This window comes from Terrabacter sp. MAHUQ-38, assembly GCF_014518425.1.
Taxonomy (GTDB): Bacteria; Actinomycetota; Actinomycetes; order Actinomycetales; family Dermatophilaceae; genus Terrabacter.
This window is the reverse complement of sequence record NZ_JACVCU010000002.1, coordinates 885,208-906,263: the sequence shown is the minus strand read 5'-3', so window position 1 is coordinate 906,263 and position 21,056 is coordinate 885,208. Positions and strand designations below refer to the sequence as shown.

The following is a 21,056-nucleotide window of genomic DNA, read 5'->3' as shown; positions in this document are numbered from 1 at the left end:
CGTCCTCCGTGTGACGGGTGTGTGAGTTGGATCACCCCACCGTCCCACCGCGTCCGGGGGGCGGCAATGGCCCGTCGGGATCGGTGTGGCACAGGCGTCCCCATCTGTGTCGCGGTGTCCCGACTGTTCGTTTTCTCCCCCCGGCCCGGGTCGGGCAGGACGCCGTCAGACGCGGTGTCCGGCTCCGCTGTGCAAGCTCGTCTGCCCGCGATGTGTAACGCGGAGGCGGCATCCGGCGATGGTGCAGGAGAAGAGGCGCCACTCGAACCCCCGAGCGAGTGGCGCCTCTCCTTGCGTCGCGGATGGGCGCTGCGGCGGAGAGCGCGTTCAGCCGGTGCGTTCGGTGGCGGTGTCGTGACGGTCGCCGACCGCCAGGGCGACCGCCTCGTCGGCCGTGAGCGAACGGCCGTGGGCCAGCTCGGCCGCGAGGGCATCGGGTCCGAGCGACCCGCGGGCCTCTTGCTCTGTCGCGGTGCGGAGGGCCGGGTCGGGCAGGTAGTAGCCGTAGACGGCGGAGCCGACCCGGTCGCGCATCGCCGTCGAGGCCCCGAGCAGGCGCGCCGCGCGGACGTGGCGACCCCGCGAGCCCTCCACGACGGCGAGGCTCTCGAGGAAGAACGACAGGTTGGCGAGGTCGCCCGTCTCGTCCGAGAGCTCGATGCCCTCGACGAGCAGCTCTCTCGCCTCCTCCTGCTGACCGAGCGCGAGCGCGGCCTGGACGAGCCCGTAGAGGGCGACGTAGGTCGTGAGGCGGTCACCGCGTCGCCGGGCGAGGGAGAGACCCTGCTCGCAGCGCTCGACGGCGGCCTGCGGCTCATCGCGGAGGAGGTGGACGGTGCCGAGCCAGACCTGGGTGAGGCCGAGGATCCAGTCGGCGGCGGGGTCGTCGTGGTCGACCGCGTCGACGACCCGAAGGAAGTGCGACTGCGCCGTGGCCACCTGGCCCGAAGCCAGCGCGGCGAGTCCTTCGCCCGCCTCGGCGAACGCCTGACCGAGCCGGTCCCCGGAGTCGCTCGCGATCCGGCGGGCCTCCGCCCAGCGCCGGGCGCTCGCGTCGATGTCGCCCTGCGCGAAGGCCATCGAGGCCGCTGTCAGGGTCGCACGCACCCGAGTCGGCGCCGTCATGCCGAGGGTGATGGCCGCCTCTGCGAGACGTCGACCCTGACGCAGGTGGCCGCGCAGCCACCAGAAGAGCCAGAGGTCCCAGACCATCTGTCCGGCGCGTTCCCCGTCGCCCTGCGCGAGGAAGTGGTCGACCGCCGCGGCGAGGTTGCCCGCGTCTCGTTCGGAGCGATCGAGCCAGACCACCTGCTCAGCGCCCTCGTAGGACGGGGCGGCCTCGTGCGCGCGGGCGCGGTAGACCTCGGCATGCCAGGCGCGAGCGAGCCGTCCCTCCGCCGGCTCGAGGAGGGAGGCCGCGTGCTGGTGCACCGGCTCGAGCACCGAGTGCCGGACCGTGCCGTCTGCGAGGGTCGTCACCCGCACGAGCGAGTGCTCGACGAGTCGCTCGAGCAGGGTCAGCGCGTCGCCCAGGTCGCCGGCCACCTGCTCGACCGCGTCGATCGAGGCCCCGCCCGTGAAGACCGCCAGCCGGCGGTAGAGCGCCCTCTCGGGCTCGCCGAGGAGCCGGTAGCTCCAGTCGAGGGTGGCGCGCATCGTGCGCTGGCGCTCGGGCAGGTCGGCCGCCCCTTCACGGTCGAGGGCGTCGTCCAGCCGGTCGAGGAGCAGCAGTGGCGAGAGCAGGCGTGCCCGGGCGGCGGCCAGCTCGATGGCCAGGGGTATGCCGGCCAGTCGCCGTGACAGAGCCGCGACGGCTCGCGCGTCGTCCGGACTCGAGGCGAAGCCTGGGGCGACCGCGCGCGCCCGACTGAGCAGCAGGCGGCTCGCGGGCGCCGCCTCCACCTCCGGCATCCCCTCACGGCCGGTGGGAAGGGCGAGGGGCTGGACGGCATACTCCGACTCGCCACGGACGCGCAGCGCCGCCCGGCTCGTCGCCAGCACGCGGACCCCGTCGCACTCCTCGAGCAGCCGGGCGACGACGACCCCTGCCGCGCGGAGCTGTTCGAGGTTGTCGAGCAGGAGCAGCAGGTCGCGCCTGCGCAACGCCGTGAGGACGGTCTCGTCGGACCCCTCGACGGCGTGCAGCCCAAGGGCCCGCCCGATGGTCGGCAGGATGAGCGCCTCGTCCTCGACGGCTGCCAGATGCACGACGGCGACGCCGCCGGAGTGGTCGTGACGCGCGGCCCGGGCGACGGCCGTCGCGAGCCGAGTCTTGCCCACACCTCCCGTACCGGTGAGCGTGACGAGCCGGACGCCCGGCGACCGCAGGAGCCCGAGCACGGCTGCGACGTCGCCCGACCGACCCACGAGCGGGGTCAGGTCGGCGGGCAGGCCCCTGGCGGAGGACCCGACGCCAGCAGCCGCCAGCGCTCCACTACCGGTCGCGACGATGCCGGTGACATCAGCGGTATGCGGTGTGCGGTGGCGCGGCGGGACCGCCGCCATGAGCGTCTGCCGGTCCTCCTGGCCCAGAGCGAGCGCGGTCGCGAGCGAGCGCACGGTGTGCGGGTAGGGCCGCGAGCGCAGGCCCCGCTCGAGCGCACTGATGCCGTGCGAGGTCAGGCCAGCACGTTCGGCGAGCTCCTCCTGGGTCCACCCGGCCGCCTCCCGAAATCGGCGCAGCACGTCGGCGAACGGCTCCCGCGTGCGCGAGGAGCCGTGCGGGTGGGGTGGTTCGAGGGCCGCCACGCGGGGAGTCTAGGACTCGCACAGTGCTCGTACAGTCGGAATCGTGCGATCGCCGTCCGTGGTCCGGCGACCGGGCAGACGGCACTCTTCTGGCCAGCGGCGCGATCACCCCGATGCGCCATGAACCCAGAAGGACACGCATGTTCCGCAGGACAGCAGCCACGCTCGCCCTCACGACGGCCCTCGTGGCCGCCGGAGCCGGTGCCGCGTCGGCCCACGAGTGCTTCATCGCCAACCGCTCGGCACAGGGCAACGCCGGCGCCAGCAACTCCGCCAACTGGTACACGCTGCAGATCGAGGAGCTCTACCGCAGCGGCCACCTCTTCCTCGGTGGCGAACCGCTCACCGACGCTCAGGTGGAGACGGCCCTCGCGATGACGAAGGAGCAGGGCGTGCCGCTCAGCTTCACCGTCTTCGAGAAGTTCACGATCCCGAAGTCCGTGGGCGAGCTCGAGGAGGTCGGCTCGCAGTCGGCCGACGGCAAGGGCGTCGACCACTTCTTCGTCGCCTACGGCGACGCCATCGTCGGGATCTTCTTCGCGGCTCAGGCGTCCTGACCAGGTCCCGGCCTCGAGCGGGGCCGACGCCGGGAGCTCGACCGGCCCGCGTCGTGGCGCGGGCCCGTACGGTGGTGGGGGCCACACAGGGGGAGGGAGTACGACGGCGACGCCCAGGGGTCCGGGCGTCGCCGTTGCTGCCGGTCGCGGTCCGCGACCCGCCACCCGCCACCCGCCATGCGCCTGCGGGTGGGTCGGCCTGAGCCTCGGGTCGGTCCGGGCGGCTCGGGCCCCGAGGCTCAGATGGCGCAGCCGTCGGGCCCGCACGCGCCAGCACCCGCGTCTGTGGTGGTGCCGGTGGTGCCGGGGGCCGCAGCCGCCTGGACCATGACGAGCGGGTGGGACTCGCGCCAGGCCTGCTCGAGGGCCTGCGCGAACAGCTCCGTGGGTTGGGCGCCGGAGACGCCGTACTTCTCGTCGAGGACGAAGAACGGTACGCCGCGGATGCCGAGCTGGTGGGCCGCCGTGACGTCGGCGACGACGGCGTCGCGCCACGTGTGTGCGTCGAGGTCGCGCTCGATCTCGCCTGCGTCGAGGCCGGCCTCCGTGCCGATGCGGACGAGGACGGCGCGGTCGCCGATGTCCTCGCCGTGCTCGAAGTGCGCCGACAGCAGCGCCTCCTTGACGGCGTCCCCGACACCGCGGGCCTTGGCGAGGTGGAGCAGCTCGTGGCCCGCGAAGCTGTTGGCCACGACGACGGAGCCGAAGTCGTAGCGCAGGCCCTCCTGCGCGGCGATGGCCGTCACCTGGTCGAACATCTGGCTGACCTGCGGGCGCGACAGACCCTTTCGCTGCACGAGGTAGTCGAGCTCCGTGCCGTCGTGGTGGTCCGGCAGCGTGGGGTCGAGCTGGTAGCTGCGCCAGTGCACCGCGACCTCGTCACGGTGCGGGAACGCGGCGAGTGCCTTCTCGAAACGGCGCTTGCCGATGTAGCACCACGGGCAGGCGATGTCAGACCAGATCTCGACCTTCATGCAACGCTCAACCATCTCGGTCGGCGTTTGCTTCCCTCGGCCGGGCGGTGTTGCTGCGCAGGGCTCAGGGGCGCTCGGTCGACCCGTTGTCGTATGCCGTGTCGTCGGCCGGCGCCGGCGTGCCAGCCGTGGGCGCGTCGTCGGGCACGACGTCGCCGAGCGGGGCGTCCGGCACGGGAGGGGGCACGTCGAGGTTCTCGGGGAAGTGACAGGCGACCTGGTGCCGTGGCGCCAGCTCCACGAGCGGCGGCTCCTGGGTCCGGCAGATCTCCTGCGCCTTCCAGCACCGCGTGTGGAAACGGCACGCCGGCGGCGGGTTGACCGGGCTCGGGACGTCGCCCTCGAGCCGGATGCGCTCGCGCTTCGTGCGTCGCTGCGTGTCGGGGATCGGCACGGCCGACAGGAGCGCGGTCGTGTACGGGTGCATCGGCCGGGTGTAGAGCTCGTCACGGTCGGCGATCTCGACGAGCTTGCCGAGGTACATGACGGCCACCCGGTCGGACATGTGCCGCACGACCGAGAGGTCGTGGGCGATGACGACGTACGTCAGGCCGAGCTCGTCCTGGAGGTCCTCCAGCAGGTTGATGACCTGGGCCTGGATCGACACGTCGAGGGCCGAGACCGGCTCGTCGGCCACGATGAGCTTCGGCTTGAGGGCCAGCGACCGGGCGATGCCGATGCGTTGACGCTGGCCGCCGGAGAACTCGTGCGGGTACCGGTTGTAGTGCTCGGGGTTGAGCCCGACGAGCTCCAGGACGTCCTGGACCTCTCGCTTGATGCCCTTCTCGGTCTTGATGTTCTGCAAGCGGTAGGGCGCCCCGACGATGGTGCCGACGGTGTGCCTCGGGTTGAGCGAGCCGTACGGGTCCTGGAAGATCATCTGGACGTCGCGGCGGAGCGGACGCAGCTTCCCGGCCGACCAGTGCGTGATGTCCTCGCCCTCGAGCAGGATCGAGCCGGCGGTCGGCTCGAGCAACCGCGTCAGCATGCGACCGGTCGTCGTCTTGCCGCATCCCGACTCGCCGACGAGCGAGAGCGTCTCGCCGCGGGTGACGTCGAAGGTCAGGCCGTCGACGGCCTGCACCGCGCCGACCTGGCGCTGGAGCAGGCCCCGTCGGATGGGAAAGTGCTTCGTCAGGTCGGTGACCTGCAGCAGCGACTCGCCCAGTTGCTTCGACGCGGTGGGCGTCACGCGGGTGGTGGTCACGATGGGGCTCCTGTGCTGAGGTCTCGCGAGGCTCGACCGGACGGGGCGGCGTGGACGGACGAGGTGCCGGTCACAGCGTCGGCCTGATCTCGTTCTCCCAGATGGTCTTCCGGTCCGCCTCGGTGAGGTGGCAGGCCGAGTAGTGGCCCGGAACGGTCTCGGCGAAGGGCGGACGCTGCGACTGGCTCAGGCCATGGTTGCGGTCGCGGTACGCGCACCGCGGGTGGAACGGGCAGCCGGACGGCACGTTGATCAGGCTCGGCGGAGTGCCGACGATCGGCCGCAGCCGCTCGGTGCGCACCCGGTCGAGGCGGGGCATCGAGCTGAGCAGGCCCCACGTGTAGGGGTGCTGCGGCCGCTCGAAGACGTCCTCGGCGGCGGAGTACTCCACGGACCGGCCGGCATACATCACCATGATGTCGTCGGAGAGCTCGGCGACCACGCCGAGGTCGTGCGTGATGATGACGACCGCGGAGTTGAACTCGTGCTGCAGGTCACGGATGAGGTCGAGGATCTGCGCCTGCACCGTGACGTCGAGGGCGGTCGTCGGCTCGTCGGCGATGAGGAGGTCGGGGTCGCACGACAGGGCCATGGCGATCATCGCGCGCTGGCGCATGCCGCCCGAGAACTGGTGCGGGTAGTCGTCGATGCGGCTCTTCGGCTGGGGGATGCCGACGCGGTCGAGCATGTTGACCGCGTGCTTCCTCGCGACGGACGTGCTGACGTGGTGGTGCACCTTGTAGGCCTCGATGATCTGGTGGCCCACCGTGTAGAACGGGTGCATCGCCGAGAGCGGGTCCTGGAAGATCATCGCCATGCGCTTGCCGCGCAGAGCGCGCACCGACTCGGGGCTCGCGCCGACGAGCTCCTCCCCGCCGAGCCGGATCGACCCGCTCATGCGGACGGTGCCCGGCTTGTGCAGGCCCATGATCGACATGCTCGTGACGCTCTTGCCGGAGCCGGACTCGCCGACGATCCCGAGGGTCTTGCCGCGCGCGAGGTCGAACGACAGGCCGTCGACCGACTTGACGATGCCGTCGTCGGTGGGGAAGTGGACCCGGAGGTCACGCACGGACAGGAACGCCTCGGGCGCCGGTGCCCCGAGCCCGCCGATGCCGTCGAGGGCGTTGACGGAGGCCTTGGGGCCCCTGCGGCGTCGCGTCTTGGCCGCCGCGTCCGTGGACGCGTTGGTGGGCGAGTCGGCGGACCCGGCGGCGGGCGGTTGCGTGGACTGGGTCATGAGGTGCGGACTCTCGGGTCGACGACGGCGTACAGGAGGTCAACGACGAGGTTGGCCACGATGATGAAGATGGCTCCGAGGAGGGTCACCCCGAGCACCTTGGGAAGGTCGTTGTTCGTGATGGCCTGCACGGCGTACTGACCGATGCCCGGCAGCGAGAACGTCGTCTCGGTGAGGATGGCGCCGCCGAGGAGCAGGCCGAGGTCGAGGCCGAAGATCGTGAGGATCGGGGTCAGGGCCGCCCGCAGACCGTGCTTGACGACGACGTCTCGCTCCTTGAGGCCCTTGGCGCGCGCGGTGCGGATGTAGTCCTCGCCCATGGTCTCCAGCATGCCCGCGCGGGTGAGGCGCGCGTAGGCCGCGGCATAGAGGAATGCGAGGGTGATCCACGGCAGGAGCATGCGATGCACGAGGTCGAGGGGGCCCGACGCGTCGAGCGGGCTCGACCCACCGGCATACGTCCACTTGAGGCCGTAGCTGAAGATCGACAACGACAGCAGGCCCGTGAAGAAGATCGGGAGGGAGACGCCCGCCAGGGCGACGCCCATGAGGCTGCGGTCGAGGGCGCTGCCGCGTCTCAGCGCGGACACGACGCCCGTCGCGACGCCGCCGACGAGCCACAGCAACGCTGCGCCGGCCGCGAGGATGAGGGTGACCGGTAGTCGGTCGAGCAGGTCCGGCAGCACCGGGTTCTGCGTGATGAACGAGTAGCCGAGGCACGGCGCCGGACAGTGGTCGACGCTCGCCCCGGTGTCGTAGTCGGACCCGGCGACGATGCCCTTGACGAAGCGGCCGTACTGCACCCAGACCGGGTCGGTGAAGCCGAGGCGTACCGCCGTCTGGTGGATCTGCTCGGCGCCGGCGCTCTTGCCGACGTAGCGCGACGCCAGGTCGTCGGCGCTCGCCCCGGCGATGCGGGGCACGAGGAAGAAGATGGCGAAGACGACGGCCGACACGATGAAGAGCAGCACGATGGCGCCGATCAGGCGCCGGATGAGGTATGTCAGCACGTTGCTCGGCCGGAGGTGGTGGCGAGCCCGGTCGGGCCCACCACCACCTTCACGCCTTCACCTACTTTCGGTGGCGGGGATGTGGTCCGGTGGCCTGGTTCTCAGGCCACGGTGTCAGCTCTTCTTGGCGACGCCCACGGCCGCGTAGTCGTACATGTTGAACCCGTCGTTGACGAAGACGTTCGTCAGGTTCTCCGGGCGGAAGAGCAGCGACTTGGCCCAGATGCCGGGAAGGATCTCGGCATTGTCCATGACGAGCTTGTCGATCTCGGCCCAGATCGCCTCACGCTTCGTCTTGTCGTTCTCCCGCAGCGCCTTGTCGAGCGCGGCGTCGATCTCCGGCACCTTGATGCCGAGGTTCGTGTTGCCGGCCGGGCGGATGACCCGGCTGTCGACGACCTGCTGGAGGAAGCCGAAGCCGTCGGGCCAGTCCGAACCCCAGCTCATGATGAGCAGGCCGAGGTTGTTGGCCTTCGTGAAGTCGGGCTTGCCGGCGTACAGCTTGAAGTAGTCACCCGCGGGGTAGCCCTTCAGCGTCAGCTTGATGCCGATCTTGGCGAGGGACTGCTGCAGGGCCTCGGCGACCGCCTTCTCCTTCGGGCGCTCCGGGCGGTAGGAGACGTTCGTCTCGAAGCCGTCCGGCTTGCCGCACTTGGCGAGAGCAGCCTTGGCGGCGTCGACGTCACCTTCCGGCTTGGACTTCAGGTTGAACGGGTCGATCTCCTGGTAGCCCGGGATCGCCGGCGGCAGAAGGCTCGTCGCGATGTCGCCACCCGTGGCGCCACCGTAGGCGCGCTGGTAGCCCGTCTTGTCGTAGGCGAGGATGACGGCCTTGCGGCACTCGATGTTGTCGAACGGCGCGACGAGCGGGTTGATCTGGGTGTAGTTCGAGCGTGCGACCTTGATGTTGTCGGTCCGGGCCTTGAGGGCCGGGTCCGCGAGGATCTTGCCCTGCGCGGCGGCCGAGACACCGGTGCCGGCGAGGTCGATGTCGAGGTCACCCGACATGAGGCGGTTGTCGAGGTCGGCCGCGTTGACGCCGATCTCCACGGTGATCTTGTCCGGCAGCGCCTTGCGGCCGCTGTCGGGGTCGGTCGCCGGGTCGTAGTTCTCGTTGCGCACGAACTCGATACGCTTTCCGGGCTGGTAGGCCGAGAACTTGTACGGGCCGCTGGCGACGTACGTCGCCTTGTACTTCGTGCCGGTGTCCTTGGCCTGCGGTACCGGGGCGGTCGCCGGCAGCTGGGCCAGGTAGTCGAAGCCGGAGAAGGGCGTCTTCAGCTTGAAGACGATCGTCTTGTCGTCGGGCGTCTCGATGGACTTGAGGTTGTCGAGGTTCTTGTCCTTGTAGACGGAGTAGCCCTCGGGGACGTCGGCGAGGAAGTCGTTGAAGTACGTCGGGCCGTTCGGGAACGTGTCCTTGTCGAGCTGGCGCGCGACACCGTACTTGATGTCCTTGCTCGTGATCGGCGTGCCGTCCGAGTACTTGAGGCCGTCTCGCAACGTGTAGGTCCACGTCTTGTTGTCGGCGCTCGGCTTGCCCAGCGAGGTGGCGAGGTCGGGGACGAGCTGCGTGCCCTCCTGGCCAGGAGCCGACTTGAACACCACGAGGGTGCGGGCGTAGTTGCGCAGCAGGTTCCACGAGAGGCCGTAGTACGTGTCGCCGGTGTCGACGGAGTCCCAGTCGCTCGAGATGCCGAACCGGAGCGTCCCACCCTTCTCGCTCGACGGGTTGAAGATCGCAGTTGCCGCCGCATTGGCTGCCGGCTGAGCCGCACCTCCACCGCCACCACCACCGGTGGGCGACGTGCCCGGCGTCTGGCTGCCCGCGCAGGCGGACAACCCCAGGGCGAGGGCGGCCGCGGTAGCGACCACCATCACGCGTGTGTTCTTCATGAGTGGTTGCACTCCTTCGGTGTAGCGGAAATGCGGGCTGCGGAGGTTACCGCGACCGCGGATCGAGGGCGTCCCTGAGGCCGTCCCCGAAGAGGTTGAAGGCCAGCACCGTCACGAAGATGGCGAGGCCGGGCGGGATCATGAACCACGGGTCGATCTGGTACCACTGCGTCGCGTCGCTGAGCATGCCGCCCCACGTGGCGCGCGGGGGCTGGACACCGACGCCGAGGAACGACAAGGCGGCCTCGAAGAGGATGTTGCTCGGGATCAGCAGCGTCGCGTAGACGAGGATCGGCGCAATGAGGTTGGGCAGCATCTCCTTCATGAGGATGTAGGGCGCGGTGGCGCCGAGGCTGCGTGCCGCGTCGACGAACTCGCGCTCGCGCAGCGACAGCGTCTGCCCGCGCACGATGCGACCGATGTACGGCCAGTTGAAGAAGCCGATGATGAAGACGATGAGCGCGATCCGCAGGGCCTCGCCCTTGAGCCCGAACGCCTCGTTGGGCACGACGCCGACGAGGGCGAGGGAGAAGAGCAGGATCGGGAACGCCAGGAAGATGTCCATCGCCCGGCTGATGAGCGTGTCGACGACACCGCCGAAGTAGCCGGCGATGGTGCCGAGGGCGGTGCCGATGACGACCGACAGCAGGGTCGCGAGGAAGGCGATGAGCAGGGAGATCTGGGAGCCGTAGACCACTCGGCTGAAGATGTCGCGGCCGTTGACCGGCTCGACGCCGAAGAGGAAGTCCCACGAGACGCCGCCGAAGGGCGAGGTGGGGATCTGGAGGTCGGCGTTGACGAGCTGCTGGTGGAACTCGTCCGGCGGATGGCCGAGGAGGGCGACGATGAGCGGGGCGCACACCGCCACGGCGATGAGGAAGAGGACGACGAACCCGCCTGTCAGGGCGACCTTGTCACGCTTGAGGCGGGTCCAGGCGATCTGCCCGAGTGAGCGCCCCGCGATCCGTCCCGCGCCTTCCAGCATCGCCTCGGGCTGTGCCGAGGTTGCGCCGGGCTCGAGCTCAAGGGGAGTGCTCATGGATGCCGTCACCTCCGGGTCGTGATCGGTGCCGGAGACCGGGTCGGCCCTCCAACATGCTCACCAGCAGCCGCAACCTACCCGCCCCGCGACCGCGCGCCCCATCTTTCAGCGGCATGTCACGGTCAGCAACCGACGTGGCCGAATCGTGACGCGCTGGATATCTTCCGGCGACCTTGCGCGTGGCACGGGAAGATTGCCCGCCCGCGGCGGTCTGCCACGGCTGTCGTCTGGCGTGTCAGGCGTCGGTCTCGTCGTCGAACCGTCCCAGCACGCGCTCGAGGAGGTCCTCCATCGTCACGAACCCGATCGGGCCCGACGGGCCATCGACCAGGACGAGCTGCGCGTGCTGGGCCCGCATCAGCGACACGGTGTCGAGGAGGGAGAGCGTTGCGGCGACGTGGACGGCCGGGGCGGTGACGGCCGTCACGGGGGCGCCCGGCGCCGCCCGGACGATGTCACGCACGTGCGCGATGCCGACGGGCTCGTCCCCCTCGCTGACGACGAGCCTCGACCGGCCGCTGTCGCGCGACAGCGCCTCGGCCTCGGCGCACGTGGCGGTCGTCGGGAGGCCGATGGCGCGGTCGATGGGCACGAGAACCTCGGTGAGCGGCGTCGTGTCGAGGTCGATCGCCCCGGCGAGGACCCGGTGCTCCGGATCGGCGAGCATGCCGTGGTCCTTGGAGCTCGCGATGAGCAGCTGCAGCTCCTTCGGGCCGTGGACCTGGCCGAGCTCGTCCTGCGGGGTGACGCCGATGAGCCGGAGGCATCCGTTGGCCATCGCGTTGAGCAGCCACAGCGCCGGGCGCGCGACGCGGGCGAACCCGCGGAACGGCAGCGCGAGCAGCACCGCCGAGCGCTCCGGGTGCGCGATGGCCCAGGACTTGGGGGCCATCTCCCCGACGACCATGTGGAGGAACACGACGATGCCGACGGCGAGCACCAGCGAGACGACGTATGCCGCCGCCTCGGGGACGCGCACGAACGTGAACACGGGGCTGAGCAGCTCCGCCACCGCGGGCTTGGCGAGCGAGCCGAGCCCGAGCGTGCAGAGCGTGATGCCGAGCTGCGCACCGGCCAGCATGAGCGACAGCTCACGGCTGGCGCGCACGGCGGCCCGTGCCGCGACGCTCCCGCGCTCGGCGAGGTCCTCGAGGCGGTGGCGCTTGCTCGCGACCACCGCGAACTCCGCGGCGACGAAGAAGGCGTTGAGCACGAGAAGCAGGACCGAGACGAGCAGGGCGGTGATCATCGGCCGGCCTCCGTCCGCTGGTCGCGCATGAGGCCCTGCACCTCGACCCGCACCCTCGAGGGCACGTGCCGCTCGACGGCCTCGACGGTGAGACGCACGGACACCGGCAGGTGGCGCCGCTCGAGGTCGTCGTGGTCGCGCTCGCGGCCGATCGCGCGCTCGCGCGGACTGTCGGAGTCGTCATCGCGGCCTGTGGCGGGATCGCTTGCGGCGGAGGCGCGTCCGTCATCAGGTGCGTCGGGGGATGCGTCGTGGGATGCATCGTCGGAGCGGTGGTGTCGTTCGGTGACGACCTCGCGGCGCGCCTCGACGACGAGCTCGTCGGCGACGACGGCCGTGCGACCGAGGTGCTCGAGGATGAGGCCGCTCATCGTCGTGTGCTCGTCGCTGCTCTCGAGCCGCAGCTCGGTCGCGGTGTCGAGCTCGTCGAGGCGAAGGTGGCCGGGCACGAACCAGGCATCCGGGCCGGCCTCGACGACGCCCGGCTCGGGGACGTCGTCCTCGTCGAGGATCTCGCCCACGACCTCCTCGGCGATGTCCTCGAGGGTCACGACGCCGGCGAAGCCCCCGTGCTCGTCGACGACCACCGCCATCTGGCGGTGGTCGTGGCGGATCTGCTCGAGGACGCGGGGCAGAGGGGCGCTCGTCGGCACGACCGTCGGGTCGGACACGACGGAGCCCACGGATGTCGTCGCCCGCCGGGCCGGCTCGACCGAGAGCACCTCGGCGATCCCGGCGACACCGACGATGTCGTCGCCGTCGCGGCCGGTGACGGGGAAGCGTGACCAGCCGCTGTCGAGCAGGTCGACGAGAGCGGAGACCGGGGCGTCCGCGTGGATCGTCGTGACGCGCACGCGCGGCGTCATGACGTCGCCGGCGTCGAGCTCGCGGAAGCGCAGACCGCCCTCGAGGACCCCCGAGAGGTCGTCGTCGAGCAGGCCGCCCGCGTGCGACTCGTCGATGATGCGGGTGAGGTCCGCGGCCGTCGCCCCCTGCTCGAGCTCCTCGACGGGCTCGATGCCGACCTTGCGCAGCAGGGTCGTCGACGCGCGGTCGAAGAGGCGGACGAGCGGCCCGGCGACCGTGAGGTAGAGCAGGGTCGAGCGGCTGAGCGAGCGCGCCAGGGGCACCGTGCGGGCGATGGCGAGGTTCTTGGGGGCCAGCTCGCCGAAGACCATCTGGACGACGGTCGAGAAGACGAGCACCGCCGTGACGGACAGGCTGAGCCGGGCGGCATACGACATCGAGGGGTCGAGCAGCTGCGCGAGTCCCTCACCCACGAGGGGCTCGGAGACGTAGCCGACGAGCAGCGCGGTGACCGTGATGCCGAATTGCGCTGCCGAGAGCGTGAACGACAGCTGCGAGGTGACCCGCAGGGCACGGGTGGCGGCGGCGTCGCCCTGCTCGGCGAGCTCCCTGAGCGCGTTGCGGTCGACGGCGACGTACGCGAACTCCTGGGCCACGAAATAGCCGGTCGCGGCGGTCAGGGCGAGAACCAGCAGCAGGCCCAGGCCGATGCCGAGGACGGTGCTCATGCGATCACCACCCGGGCGAGCGAGTGGCGGGGCGGGGACGGCCGGACCGGGTCCGGCCAGGGACTATGGCCCTCCCGGGACTCGGCGCGCGAGCCGGAGCGTGAGTGCGATCGCATGCGGCAATGGTAGGTGACTCGCGTCGGCCCTCACCCGGCCGACGAGGCCCCCCGGCGCGCGGCCTCCTGGCTGATCTGGTGGGCGAGCTCGATGTCGAGCTGGGTGAGCCCGCCCTCGGAGTGGGTCGACAGTGCGAAGCTCACCGTGCGCCAGCGGATGTCGATGTCGGGGTGGTGGTCCATCGTCTCGGCCGCGGCGGCGACCTCCTGCACCAGGGCGATACCGGCGAGGAAGTCCGGGGCCTTGTAGGAGGCCCGGATCGTGTCGCCGTCGCGGGTCCAGTCGGGCAGGTCGCCCAGCTGGCGCTCGATCTCCTCGTCGTCCAGCAGTCGTGTCATGCCTCCAGTAAACCGCCAGACGTTGCCCCGACTCGCAGGCGCCGCTGTGGCACCATCGAGGTCGCCATGAGCACCACTGACCCCACGCCAGTCCGCCTCGTCGTCGGGGCCGCCATCGTCGATGACCTCGAGCGCCCCGCCCGGCTGCTGTCGGCGCGGCGCACCGAGCCGTCCGCCCTCGCCGGCGGCTGGGAGCTGCCCGGCGGCAAGGTCGACGCGGGGGAGTCGCCGCTGTCGGCCCTGCATCGTGAGGTGCTCGAGGAGCTCGGCGTACGCATCCGGCTCGGTGTGCACGTGCCGGGCCCGCTGCCGGGCGCCACGTGGCCGCTCGGCGAGCGGTACGAGATGCTGGTGTGGCTCGCCGAGGTCGTCGAGGGGGAGCCGGCGCCCATCGAGGACCACGACGAGCTGCGTTGGCTCGAGCTCGACGACCTGCGCGCCGTCGGGTGGCTCCCGGCAGACCTGCCCATCGTCGAGACGCTGGGGACGATGCTCCGGGGCCCGAAACGCACGTGAGCCGCCCGGGCCCACCGCCCGTCCACGTACCACGCGCGTGGTCAGAACCACCCTCGAAACCCTGAGAGACTGTCCCTCATGCCCATGAAGACCCGTGCGGACATCCGCAACGTCGCCATCGTCGCCCACGTCGACCACGGCAAGACCACGCTCGTCGACAAGATGCTCTGGCAGTCCGGTGCGTTCGGTGAGCACCAGCACGTCGACGAGCGCGCGATGGACTCCGGCGACCTGGAGCGTGAGAAGGGCATCACGATCCTCGCCAAGAACACCGCGGTGCACTACAACGGCAAGGCCGCCTCCGACCGCGGCCTCGGCGATGGCGTGACGATCAACATCATCGACACCCCCGGCCACGCCGACTTCGGTGGGGAGGTCGAGCGCGGCCTCTCCATGGTCGACGGTGTCGTGCTGCTCGTCGACGCCTCCGAGGGCCCCCTTCCGCAGACCCGCTTCGTGCTGCGCAAGGCGCTCGCGGCGAAGATGCCGGTCATCCTCTGCATCAACAAGGTCGACCGTCCCGACTCGCGCATCGCAGAGGTCGTCGACGAGACCTACGAGCTGTTCCTCGATCTCGACGCCACCGAGGACCAGATCGACTTCCCGATCGTCTACGCGTCGGCCAAGGCCGGCCGTGCCTCGCTCGAGCGCCCCGCCGACGGCGGCCTGCCCGAGGGCGACGACCTCGAGGCGCTCTTCGCGACGATCCTCGAGACGATTCCCGCCCCCACGTACGACGACGAAGCCCCGCTCCAGGCGCACGTCACCAACCTCGACGCGTCGAACTTCCTCGGCCGCCTCGCCCTGCTCCGCGTCCACAACGGCACGATCACCAAGGGCCAGCAGGTCGTGTGGTGTCGCCACGACGGCTCCCAGCAGCGGGTCAAGATCACCGAGCTGCTCATGACCGAGGCCCTCGAGCGCAAGCCCGCCGAGAGTGCCGGCCCGGGCGACATCATCGCCGTCGCCGGCATTCCCGAGATCACCATCGGCGAGACCCTCGCCGACGCCGAGAACCCCATCCCGCTGCCCCTCATCACCGTCGACGAGCCCGCCATCTCGATGACGATCGGCACCAACACGAGCCCGCTCGTCGGGCGCGGGGCGACGAAGGGCACGAAGGTCACGGCCCGCATGGTCAAGGACCGCCTCGACAAGGAGCTCATCGGCAACGTGTCGCTGCGCATCCTGCCGACCGAGCGCCCCGACGCCTGGGAGGTCCAGGGCCGTGGTGAGCTCGCGCTCGCCATCCTCGTCGAGCAGATGCGGCGCGAGGGCTACGAGCTGACGGTGGGCAAGCCCCAGGTCGTGACCCGCGAGGTCGACGGCAAGGTCCACGAGCCGGTCGAGCGGCTCACGATCGACACCCCCGAGGAGTTCCTCGGCCCGATCACCCAGATCATGGCTGCCCGCAAGGGGCGCATGGAGCAGATGACCAACCACGGCACCGGCTGGATCCGGATGGAGTTCCTCGTGCCGAGCCGTGGGCTCATCGGCTTCCGCACCGAGTTCCTCACCGAGACGCGCGGCACCGGCATCGCCCACCACGTCTTCGAGGACTATGAGCCCTGGTTCGGCACCATCACGACCCGCACCAGCGGCTCGCTGGTCTCCGACCGCAAGGGTGTCGTCACGTCGTACGCGATGGTCAACCTCCAGGAGCGCGGTGTGCTCTTCGTCGAGCCGACCACCGAGGTCTACGAGGGCATGATCGTCGGCGAGAACTCCCGAGCCGACGACATGGACGTCAACATCACGAAGGAGAAGAAGCTCACCAACGTGCGCGCATCCTCCTCCGACAACTTCGAGAAGATCGTGCCGCCGCGCAAGCTCAGCCTCGAGCAGAGCCTCGAGTTCTGCCGCGAGGACGAGTGCGTCGAGGTGACGCCGGACGCCGTACGCATCCGCAAGGTCGTCCTCGACGCCAACGAGCGTGCGCGCACCGCCTCCCGTATCCGGGCGGCGGCGAAGGCCGAGGGCTGACAGGAGGGTGCGCGGCGTGGTGCGCAGGCTGAGGAGGGCACTGGCCATCGGGGTCGGTGCGGCCCTCCTGGCAGCCGGTGCCGCGGCGTGCACCGGCTCTCCCGACACGTCTGACACGCAGGGCGCCATCGGGACGGCTCCAGCCGGCTCGGCCGGGCAACCACAGCCCGGCGGCACCCTCCAGGTCCTCGTCGCGGGCACGATCTCGACGTGGGACCCGCAGCTGATGTACGTCGGGCCCGAGGCGTTCTTCGCGCAGCGCACCTTCGCCCGCGGCCTCACGGCATACGGCACAGGCGAGCACCAGCGCGACATCGAGGCCGACCTCGCCACCGACACCGGCACGCCCGCGGACGGCGGGCGCACGTGGACGTTCACGCTCCGCGAGGGCCTGAAGTGGCAGGACGGCTCACCGATCACGTGCGACGACGTGCGCCACGGCGTGGCCCGCACGTTCGACCGGCGCACCCACGTCGGCGGCACGAACTACGCCAGCTTCCTGCTCGACATGCCGACGAAGGTGACCGCGGAGGGACTCGAGAAGCCGGTCTACGCAGGCCCTTCCGACAAGGCCGACCAGAAGGACTTCGACCGGGCCGTCTCGTGCAAGGGTCGCACCGTGACCTTCCGCCTGCGTGACGCCGAGCCCGACTTCCCGCACATCGTCGCCCTCCCGGAGTTCGCGCCGCGCAAGGCGTCCGCCGACACGAGGTCCGACAAGGCGTCGTATGCCGTCATGTCGAGTGGGCCGTACCGCCTCAGGGAGCCGTGGAACGTCGGCAAGGGCGGCACGTTCGTGCGCAACGAGCACTGGGACCCCCGCACCGACCCGATCCGCCAGGCGTACCCCGACGAGATCCACGTGACGTCGGGGCTCAGCGAGTCGAACGTCATCCAGCGGCTGCTCAACCAGCAGGACGACGACGCGTACGCCGTGTCGTGGGTCCAGGCGAGCCCGACGCTGCGCAACCAGGCCGGTACCGACCTGCAGGCCCGGCTGACCTTCCCCTACACCGGCAACGTCGACTACCTCGCCGTCAACATGCGCAGCAAGGTCATGGCCGACCCGGCGGTCCGCAAGGCGCTGGCGCTGTCGACGAACCGCGCCACCTACGTCGCTGCGACGGGAGGCGAGGGTGCCGGCACGCCGACGTGGTCGATCCTGTCGCCGTCCATCGACCCCGAGTCGGTGACGCCACCGGCCGGTGCCGGTGTCGAGGGCGACCCGGAGGCCGCGCGGGGCCTGCTCCAGAAGGCCGGCGTGAAGCTGCCCGTCAAGCTGCGGGTCGTGCACGCGCGCTCCGTGCTGGCCGACAAGGCGTATGCCGCCCTCGCCGCCGGCTGGGAGCGTGCGGGCTTCGAGGTGCAGCTCACGGGAGTGCCGCCCGAGGAGTACTACGAGACCATCGAGGAGCCGACGTCGGTCGACAGCTACGACGTGTTCCGTGGTGTCTGGACGCCTGACTGGCCGTCGGCCGGTGGCGTGCTGCCGGCCCTGTTCGACCCGCGCATCAACATCGACTCGTCGGGTCCGGGGCAGGACGTCGGCTACTTCAGCAGCGACGCCGTCAATGCCCTCATCGACAAGGCCGACACGACGGCCGATCCCGGGGCCCGCGCCAAGCTGTGGGAGCAGGCCGACCGGGCCATCCGCGACCAGGGCGGCTACATCGCGCTGTCCGCGACGAAGGCCCTGCACCTGCACGGCGCCGGCGTGAAGTTCTACGAGGACCACAGCGTCGGCGGCATCGTCGACCTCGCCACCGTGTCCGTGCGCTGACGACCTGACCGAGAGGACTCCCGTGGCCCGCCTGCTCCTCGTCCATGCCCACCCCGACGACGAGACCCTGACGTGCGGGGTGACGATGGCCCACCACGTCGCGCGCGGTGACGAGGTGCACGTCCTCACGTGCACGCTCGGGGAGGAGGGCGAGGTCATCCCGCCGGGCCTGGCCGACCTCGAGGGCGACCCGGCCGACCGCCTCGGACCGTACCGGCACGGGGAGCTCTCCCGGGCCCTCGGCACGCTCGGCGTGACCGGGCACGTGCTCGGCGCCGACCCTGCCGCCGGGAGACTGTCGCGCTACCGCGACTCGGGGATGGCCGGCTCGCCCGCGGCCCGGCGCCCGGAGGCCTTCGCCGCTGCCGACCCGGACGACGCGGGGGCTCTCGTGGCCGCCCTGGTGCGCGAGCTGCGGCCCGATGTCGTGGTCACCTACGACGAGCACGGCGGCTACGGGCACCCCGACCACATCCAGACTCACCGCGTCACCCGCCGCGCGCTCCAGCTGCTCGACGATGCCGACCTGCCGGCCCGCACCTACGAGATCCTCACGCCGGTCGGCTGGGCGCGCGAGGACCGTGCGTGGCTCTGCCACGCCGACCGTGCCCTGCTCGACACCACCGTGTGGTGGCGCGGGCAGCACCTCGGCGCGTCGGGCGCCGACGCGCCCCCTCCACTTCTCGTGCCGGCCCCTGACGACCCGTTCCCGCCCTCCGTCGTCGACGACGACCTCGTGACACACGTCGTGCACGACGACCGGGCAAGGCCGGCCAAGAACGCCGCCCTGCGGGCGCACGCGACGCAGGTCATCGTCGCGAGCGAGGACGTCCACGCACTCTCCAACCTCGTGGCGGTACGCACCACCGGACGCGAGGGCTTCCGACAGGTCGACCCCCGCACGTGGGAGCCGACGGGCCGGCGGGGGAGCGACCTGCTCGAATGAGCGGCTTCGTGGAGCGTTCCGGGGCGTCACACGTGGTGACCCTCTCCACCGACAACGCCGCGGTGGCACCGGGCTGCCACAACGATCTCGTCACGGGGACGACACCGGGCTCCTGATTCGGCTACTTCGGTCACCGCGCGGGTTACCTTGTGCCCACCTGTTCCCGGCGCCCGGAGACCTGATGTCCGACGACTGGCACGACGACAACCGTCGAGAGCGACGCTCGATCGCCGTGCGCCTCGTCGTGGCAGCGGTGGTCCTGGGCGGGGGATACGTGGGGCTGTGCACCTGGGCCTCGGAGCACGTGCCGGCAACGGTGTCGGTCGGCGGGATCCGGGTCGGCGGCATGACCGGTCACGCCGCCCGTGCCGCGATCGACAGGGGCTCGCGGTCGATGCTCGTCACGCCCATTGCGCTCACGGTGCCGGGCCGTGCCCAGCCCATCCAGGTGGTGCCTCGTGAGGCCGGGCTCCGCGTCGACGCGGAGCGCTCGCTCGAAGGACTGACCGGCTTCACGCTCGACCCGCGCACGGTCTGGGGCAAGCTCACCGGCTCGATCGAGGCACCGCTGCTGACGAGTGCCGACGACGACGCGCTCACGGCCTATCTGGGCAGGCTCGCCCCCACCGTTGCCGTCGCCCCGGTCGAGGGAAAGGTGACCTTCCCCGGCGGTGTCGTCTCGGTCGACATGCCGGTGCCCGGCCGGACCCTGGACCTCGCCGGGACGAAGATGGCGTTGCGCAAGGCGTTTCCCGACCGCACCGAGGCCACGGCCGCTGTTCGCGAGACTGACCCGCGGGTCAGCGCCGAGACGCTCCAGCGGGTCGCCTCACAGTTCGGCAGCACCGCGATGTCCCGTCCGCTCACCCTGGTCGCAGGGAAGACCAAGGTGCTCCTGCCACCCGCTGCGTACGCGCCGATGGTGACCGTCGAGCCCGACGGGGGAGGCGGCCTGACCCCCACGTTCGACAAGCCCCGGCTCGCCGCGCTCGTGGCGGGCAAGCTCAAGGTGACCACCCGGACTGCGCGCAACGCGCACTGGGTCTTCGAGCCCGGCAACGGCCGCCCCCGTCTCGTGCCGTCGGTCGACGGCGCCGCGGTCGACGAGCGCGCCGTGACCGAGCGGGTCGTCGCAGCGATCTCGGGGACCAACCGCACCGTCGACGTGCGGCCCACCATCACGCGCCCGGCCTTCACGTCGCAGGACGCCCAGAAGGCCGGTGTCACCACGCTCGTCGTCGACTTCAGGTCACCGTTCCCGACCAACGACACGACCCGCACGCACAACCTCGTCGTCGCCACGAAGCGGATCAACGGCACCTACGTGAAACCGGGAGGAATCTTCAGCCTCAACGGGATCCTCGGCGAGCGCACGAAGGCCAAGGGGTACGCCGACGGCACCGTCATCATCAACGGGCGCCTGACTCGGGGCACCGGAGGCGGCGTCAGCCAGGTCTCGACCGTCGTCTACAACATGGCCTACTTCGCCGGCGTCGACTTCCTCGAGTTCAGCCCGCACGCCTTCTTCATCCCGCGCTACCCCGAGGGACGCGAGGCGACCGTCTACTGGCCGTCGATCGACAACCGGTGGAGGAACGGCACGCCGTACGGGATGCTGCTACAGACCTGGGTCGAGGACGGGTACGTCCACGGTCGGGTCTGGAGCACGAAGACGTGGGACGTCAGGTCGGTCAAGGGCCCGCGGCGAAACGTCGTGCCCCCCAAGACGATTCGCAGCGACAGCCTCAAGTGCTACCCGCAGCAGGCCAACCCCGGCTTCGACGTCACGGTGACCCGGCAGTGGTACCGGCCGGGATCGAGCACCCTGGTCAGGAGCGAGAGCGTGTCGACGCACTACGACCCCGAGGACCGCATCATCTGCACGAACCCCGACGCCACACCGCCGTGACGGAGCGGC

At 70.8% G+C, this 21,056-nt stretch carries 16 protein-coding genes; 6 read left to right on the top strand and 10 right to left on the bottom strand.

The window, feature by feature from the left end; translation table 11 throughout:
- Window positions 1–327: 327 nt before the first annotated feature.
- Window positions 328–2,748: a helix-turn-helix domain-containing protein gene (locus H9I49_RS11110; protein ID WP_188030377.1), complete on the bottom strand. Its 2,421-nt coding sequence runs from the start codon at window positions 2,746–2,748 to the stop codon at window positions 328–330.
- A 140-nt stretch (window positions 2,749–2,888) separates the two neighbouring features.
- On the opposite strand from H9I49_RS11110, the gene H9I49_RS11105 reads away from it, so the two are divergent.
- Window positions 2,889–3,305, top strand: a complete 417-nt coding sequence (locus tag H9I49_RS11105) for a hypothetical protein (protein WP_188030376.1) — start codon at window positions 2,889–2,891, stop codon at window positions 3,303–3,305.
- 239 nt (window positions 3,306–3,544) lie between these two features.
- On the opposite strand, the gene H9I49_RS11100 is transcribed toward H9I49_RS11105, so the two are convergent.
- From H9I49_RS11100 to H9I49_RS11060, 9 genes are all read right to left on the bottom strand, one after another.
- On the bottom strand, window positions 3,545–4,279 hold the full coding sequence (locus H9I49_RS11100; protein ID WP_188030375.1) for a DsbA family oxidoreductase: 735 nt from the start codon (window positions 4,277–4,279) through the stop codon (window positions 3,545–3,547).
- A 64-nt stretch (window positions 4,280–4,343) separates the two neighbouring features.
- On the bottom strand, window positions 4,344–5,486 hold the full coding sequence (locus H9I49_RS11095) for a dipeptide ABC transporter ATP-binding protein (protein ID WP_188030374.1): 1,143 nt from the start codon (window positions 5,484–5,486) through the stop codon (window positions 4,344–4,346).
- 70 nt (window positions 5,487–5,556) lie between these two features.
- The gene (locus H9I49_RS11090; protein ID WP_188030373.1) at window positions 5,557–6,726 is read right to left on the bottom strand and encodes an ABC transporter ATP-binding protein; all 1,170 of its coding nucleotides are present in this window, start codon (window positions 6,724–6,726) and stop codon (window positions 5,557–5,559) included.
- Complete coding sequence (locus H9I49_RS11085; protein ID WP_188030372.1) at window positions 6,723–7,736, bottom strand: ABC transporter permease; 1,014 nt, start codon at window positions 7,734–7,736, stop codon at window positions 6,723–6,725. Before H9I49_RS11085 ends, H9I49_RS11090 begins: the two co-directional genes overlap by 4 nt.
- 114 nt (window positions 7,737–7,850) lie before the next feature.
- Window positions 7,851–9,632: an ABC transporter substrate-binding protein gene (locus H9I49_RS11080; protein WP_188030371.1), complete on the bottom strand. Its 1,782-nt coding sequence runs from the start codon at window positions 9,630–9,632 to the stop codon at window positions 7,851–7,853.
- A 46-nt stretch (window positions 9,633–9,678) separates the two neighbouring features.
- Complete coding sequence (locus tag H9I49_RS11075) at window positions 9,679–10,671, bottom strand: ABC transporter permease (protein ID WP_188030370.1); 993 nt, start codon at window positions 10,669–10,671, stop codon at window positions 9,679–9,681.
- A gap of 238 nt (window positions 10,672–10,909) precedes the next feature.
- Complete coding sequence (locus H9I49_RS11070; protein WP_188030369.1) at window positions 10,910–11,923, bottom strand: hemolysin family protein; 1,014 nt, start codon at window positions 11,921–11,923, stop codon at window positions 10,910–10,912.
- Window positions 11,920–13,458, bottom strand: coding sequence for a hemolysin family protein (locus H9I49_RS11065; protein ID WP_188030368.1), 1,539 nt, complete (start codon window positions 13,456–13,458; stop codon window positions 11,920–11,922). The genes H9I49_RS11070 and H9I49_RS11065 overlap by 4 nt, the downstream gene beginning before the upstream one ends.
- A 146-nt stretch (window positions 13,459–13,604) precedes the next feature.
- A complete protein-coding gene (locus H9I49_RS11060) occupies window positions 13,605–13,913 on the bottom strand; it encodes a 4a-hydroxytetrahydrobiopterin dehydratase (protein WP_188030367.1) in 309 nt (102 codons plus the stop codon).
- Between the two features lie 66 nt (window positions 13,914–13,979).
- On the opposite strand from H9I49_RS11060, the gene H9I49_RS11055 reads away from it, so the two are divergent.
- From H9I49_RS11055 to H9I49_RS11035, 5 genes are all read left to right on the top strand, one after another.
- Window positions 13,980–14,429 carry a (deoxy)nucleoside triphosphate pyrophosphohydrolase gene (locus tag H9I49_RS11055; RefSeq protein ID WP_188030366.1) on the top strand — a complete coding sequence of 150 codons (450 nt, stop codon included), beginning with the start codon at window positions 13,980–13,982 and terminating at the stop codon, window positions 14,427–14,429.
- 78 nt (window positions 14,430–14,507) lie between these two features.
- Window positions 14,508–16,412, top strand: coding sequence for a translational GTPase TypA (gene typA, locus H9I49_RS11050; protein WP_188030365.1), 1,905 nt, complete (start codon window positions 14,508–14,510; stop codon window positions 16,410–16,412).
- A 16-nt stretch (window positions 16,413–16,428) separates the two neighbouring features.
- Window positions 16,429–18,192 (top strand): ABC transporter substrate-binding protein, encoded by a 1,764-nt coding sequence (locus tag H9I49_RS11045; protein WP_370587532.1) that lies wholly within the window; start codon window positions 16,429–16,431, stop codon window positions 18,190–18,192.
- A gap of 22 nt (window positions 18,193–18,214) precedes the next feature.
- A complete protein-coding gene (mshB, locus tag H9I49_RS11040; RefSeq protein ID WP_188030363.1) occupies window positions 18,215–19,138 on the top strand; it encodes an N-acetyl-1-D-myo-inositol-2-amino-2-deoxy-alpha-D-glucopyranoside deacetylase in 924 nt (307 codons plus the stop codon).
- 181 nt (window positions 19,139–19,319) lie between these two features.
- Window positions 19,320–21,047 (top strand): VanW family protein, encoded by a 1,728-nt coding sequence (locus H9I49_RS11035; RefSeq protein ID WP_188030362.1) that lies wholly within the window; start codon window positions 19,320–19,322, stop codon window positions 21,045–21,047.
- Window positions 21,048–21,056: the final 9 nt, after the last annotated feature.

What these genes read in the sequence shown, in the direction of transcription:
- H9I49_RS11055 (WP_188030366.1), top strand. Translation starts at nt 13,980, where the DNA reads ATGAGCACCACTGACCCCACGCCAGTCCGCCTCGTCGTCGGGGCCGCC.
- H9I49_RS11105 (WP_188030376.1), top strand. Translation starts at nt 2,889, where the DNA reads ATGTTCCGCAGGACAGCAGCCACGCTCGCCCTCACGACGGCCCTCGTG.
- H9I49_RS11090 (WP_188030373.1), bottom strand. Translation starts at nt 6,726, where the DNA reads ATGACCCAGTCCACGCAACCGCCCGCCGCCGGGTCCGCCGACTCGCCC.
- typA (WP_188030365.1), top strand. Translation starts at nt 14,508, where the DNA reads ATGCCCATGAAGACCCGTGCGGACATCCGCAACGTCGCCATCGTCGCC.
- H9I49_RS11035 (WP_188030362.1), top strand. Translation starts at nt 19,320, where the DNA reads ATGTCCGACGACTGGCACGACGACAACCGTCGAGAGCGACGCTCGATC.
- H9I49_RS11075 (WP_188030370.1), bottom strand. Translation starts at nt 10,671, where the DNA reads ATGAGCACTCCCCTTGAGCTCGAGCCCGGCGCAACCTCGGCACAGCCC.
- H9I49_RS11100 (WP_188030375.1), bottom strand. Translation starts at nt 4,279, where the DNA reads ATGAAGGTCGAGATCTGGTCTGACATCGCCTGCCCGTGGTGCTACATC.
- H9I49_RS11070 (WP_188030369.1), bottom strand. Translation starts at nt 11,923, where the DNA reads ATGATCACCGCCCTGCTCGTCTCGGTCCTGCTTCTCGTGCTCAACGCC.
- H9I49_RS11080 (WP_188030371.1), bottom strand. Translation starts at nt 9,632, where the DNA reads ATGAAGAACACACGCGTGATGGTGGTCGCTACCGCGGCCGCCCTCGCC.
- H9I49_RS11065 (WP_188030368.1), bottom strand. Translation starts at nt 13,458, where the DNA reads ATGAGCACCGTCCTCGGCATCGGCCTGGGCCTGCTGCTGGTTCTCGCC.
- H9I49_RS11060 (WP_188030367.1), bottom strand. Translation starts at nt 13,913, where the DNA reads ATGACACGACTGCTGGACGACGAGGAGATCGAGCGCCAGCTGGGCGAC.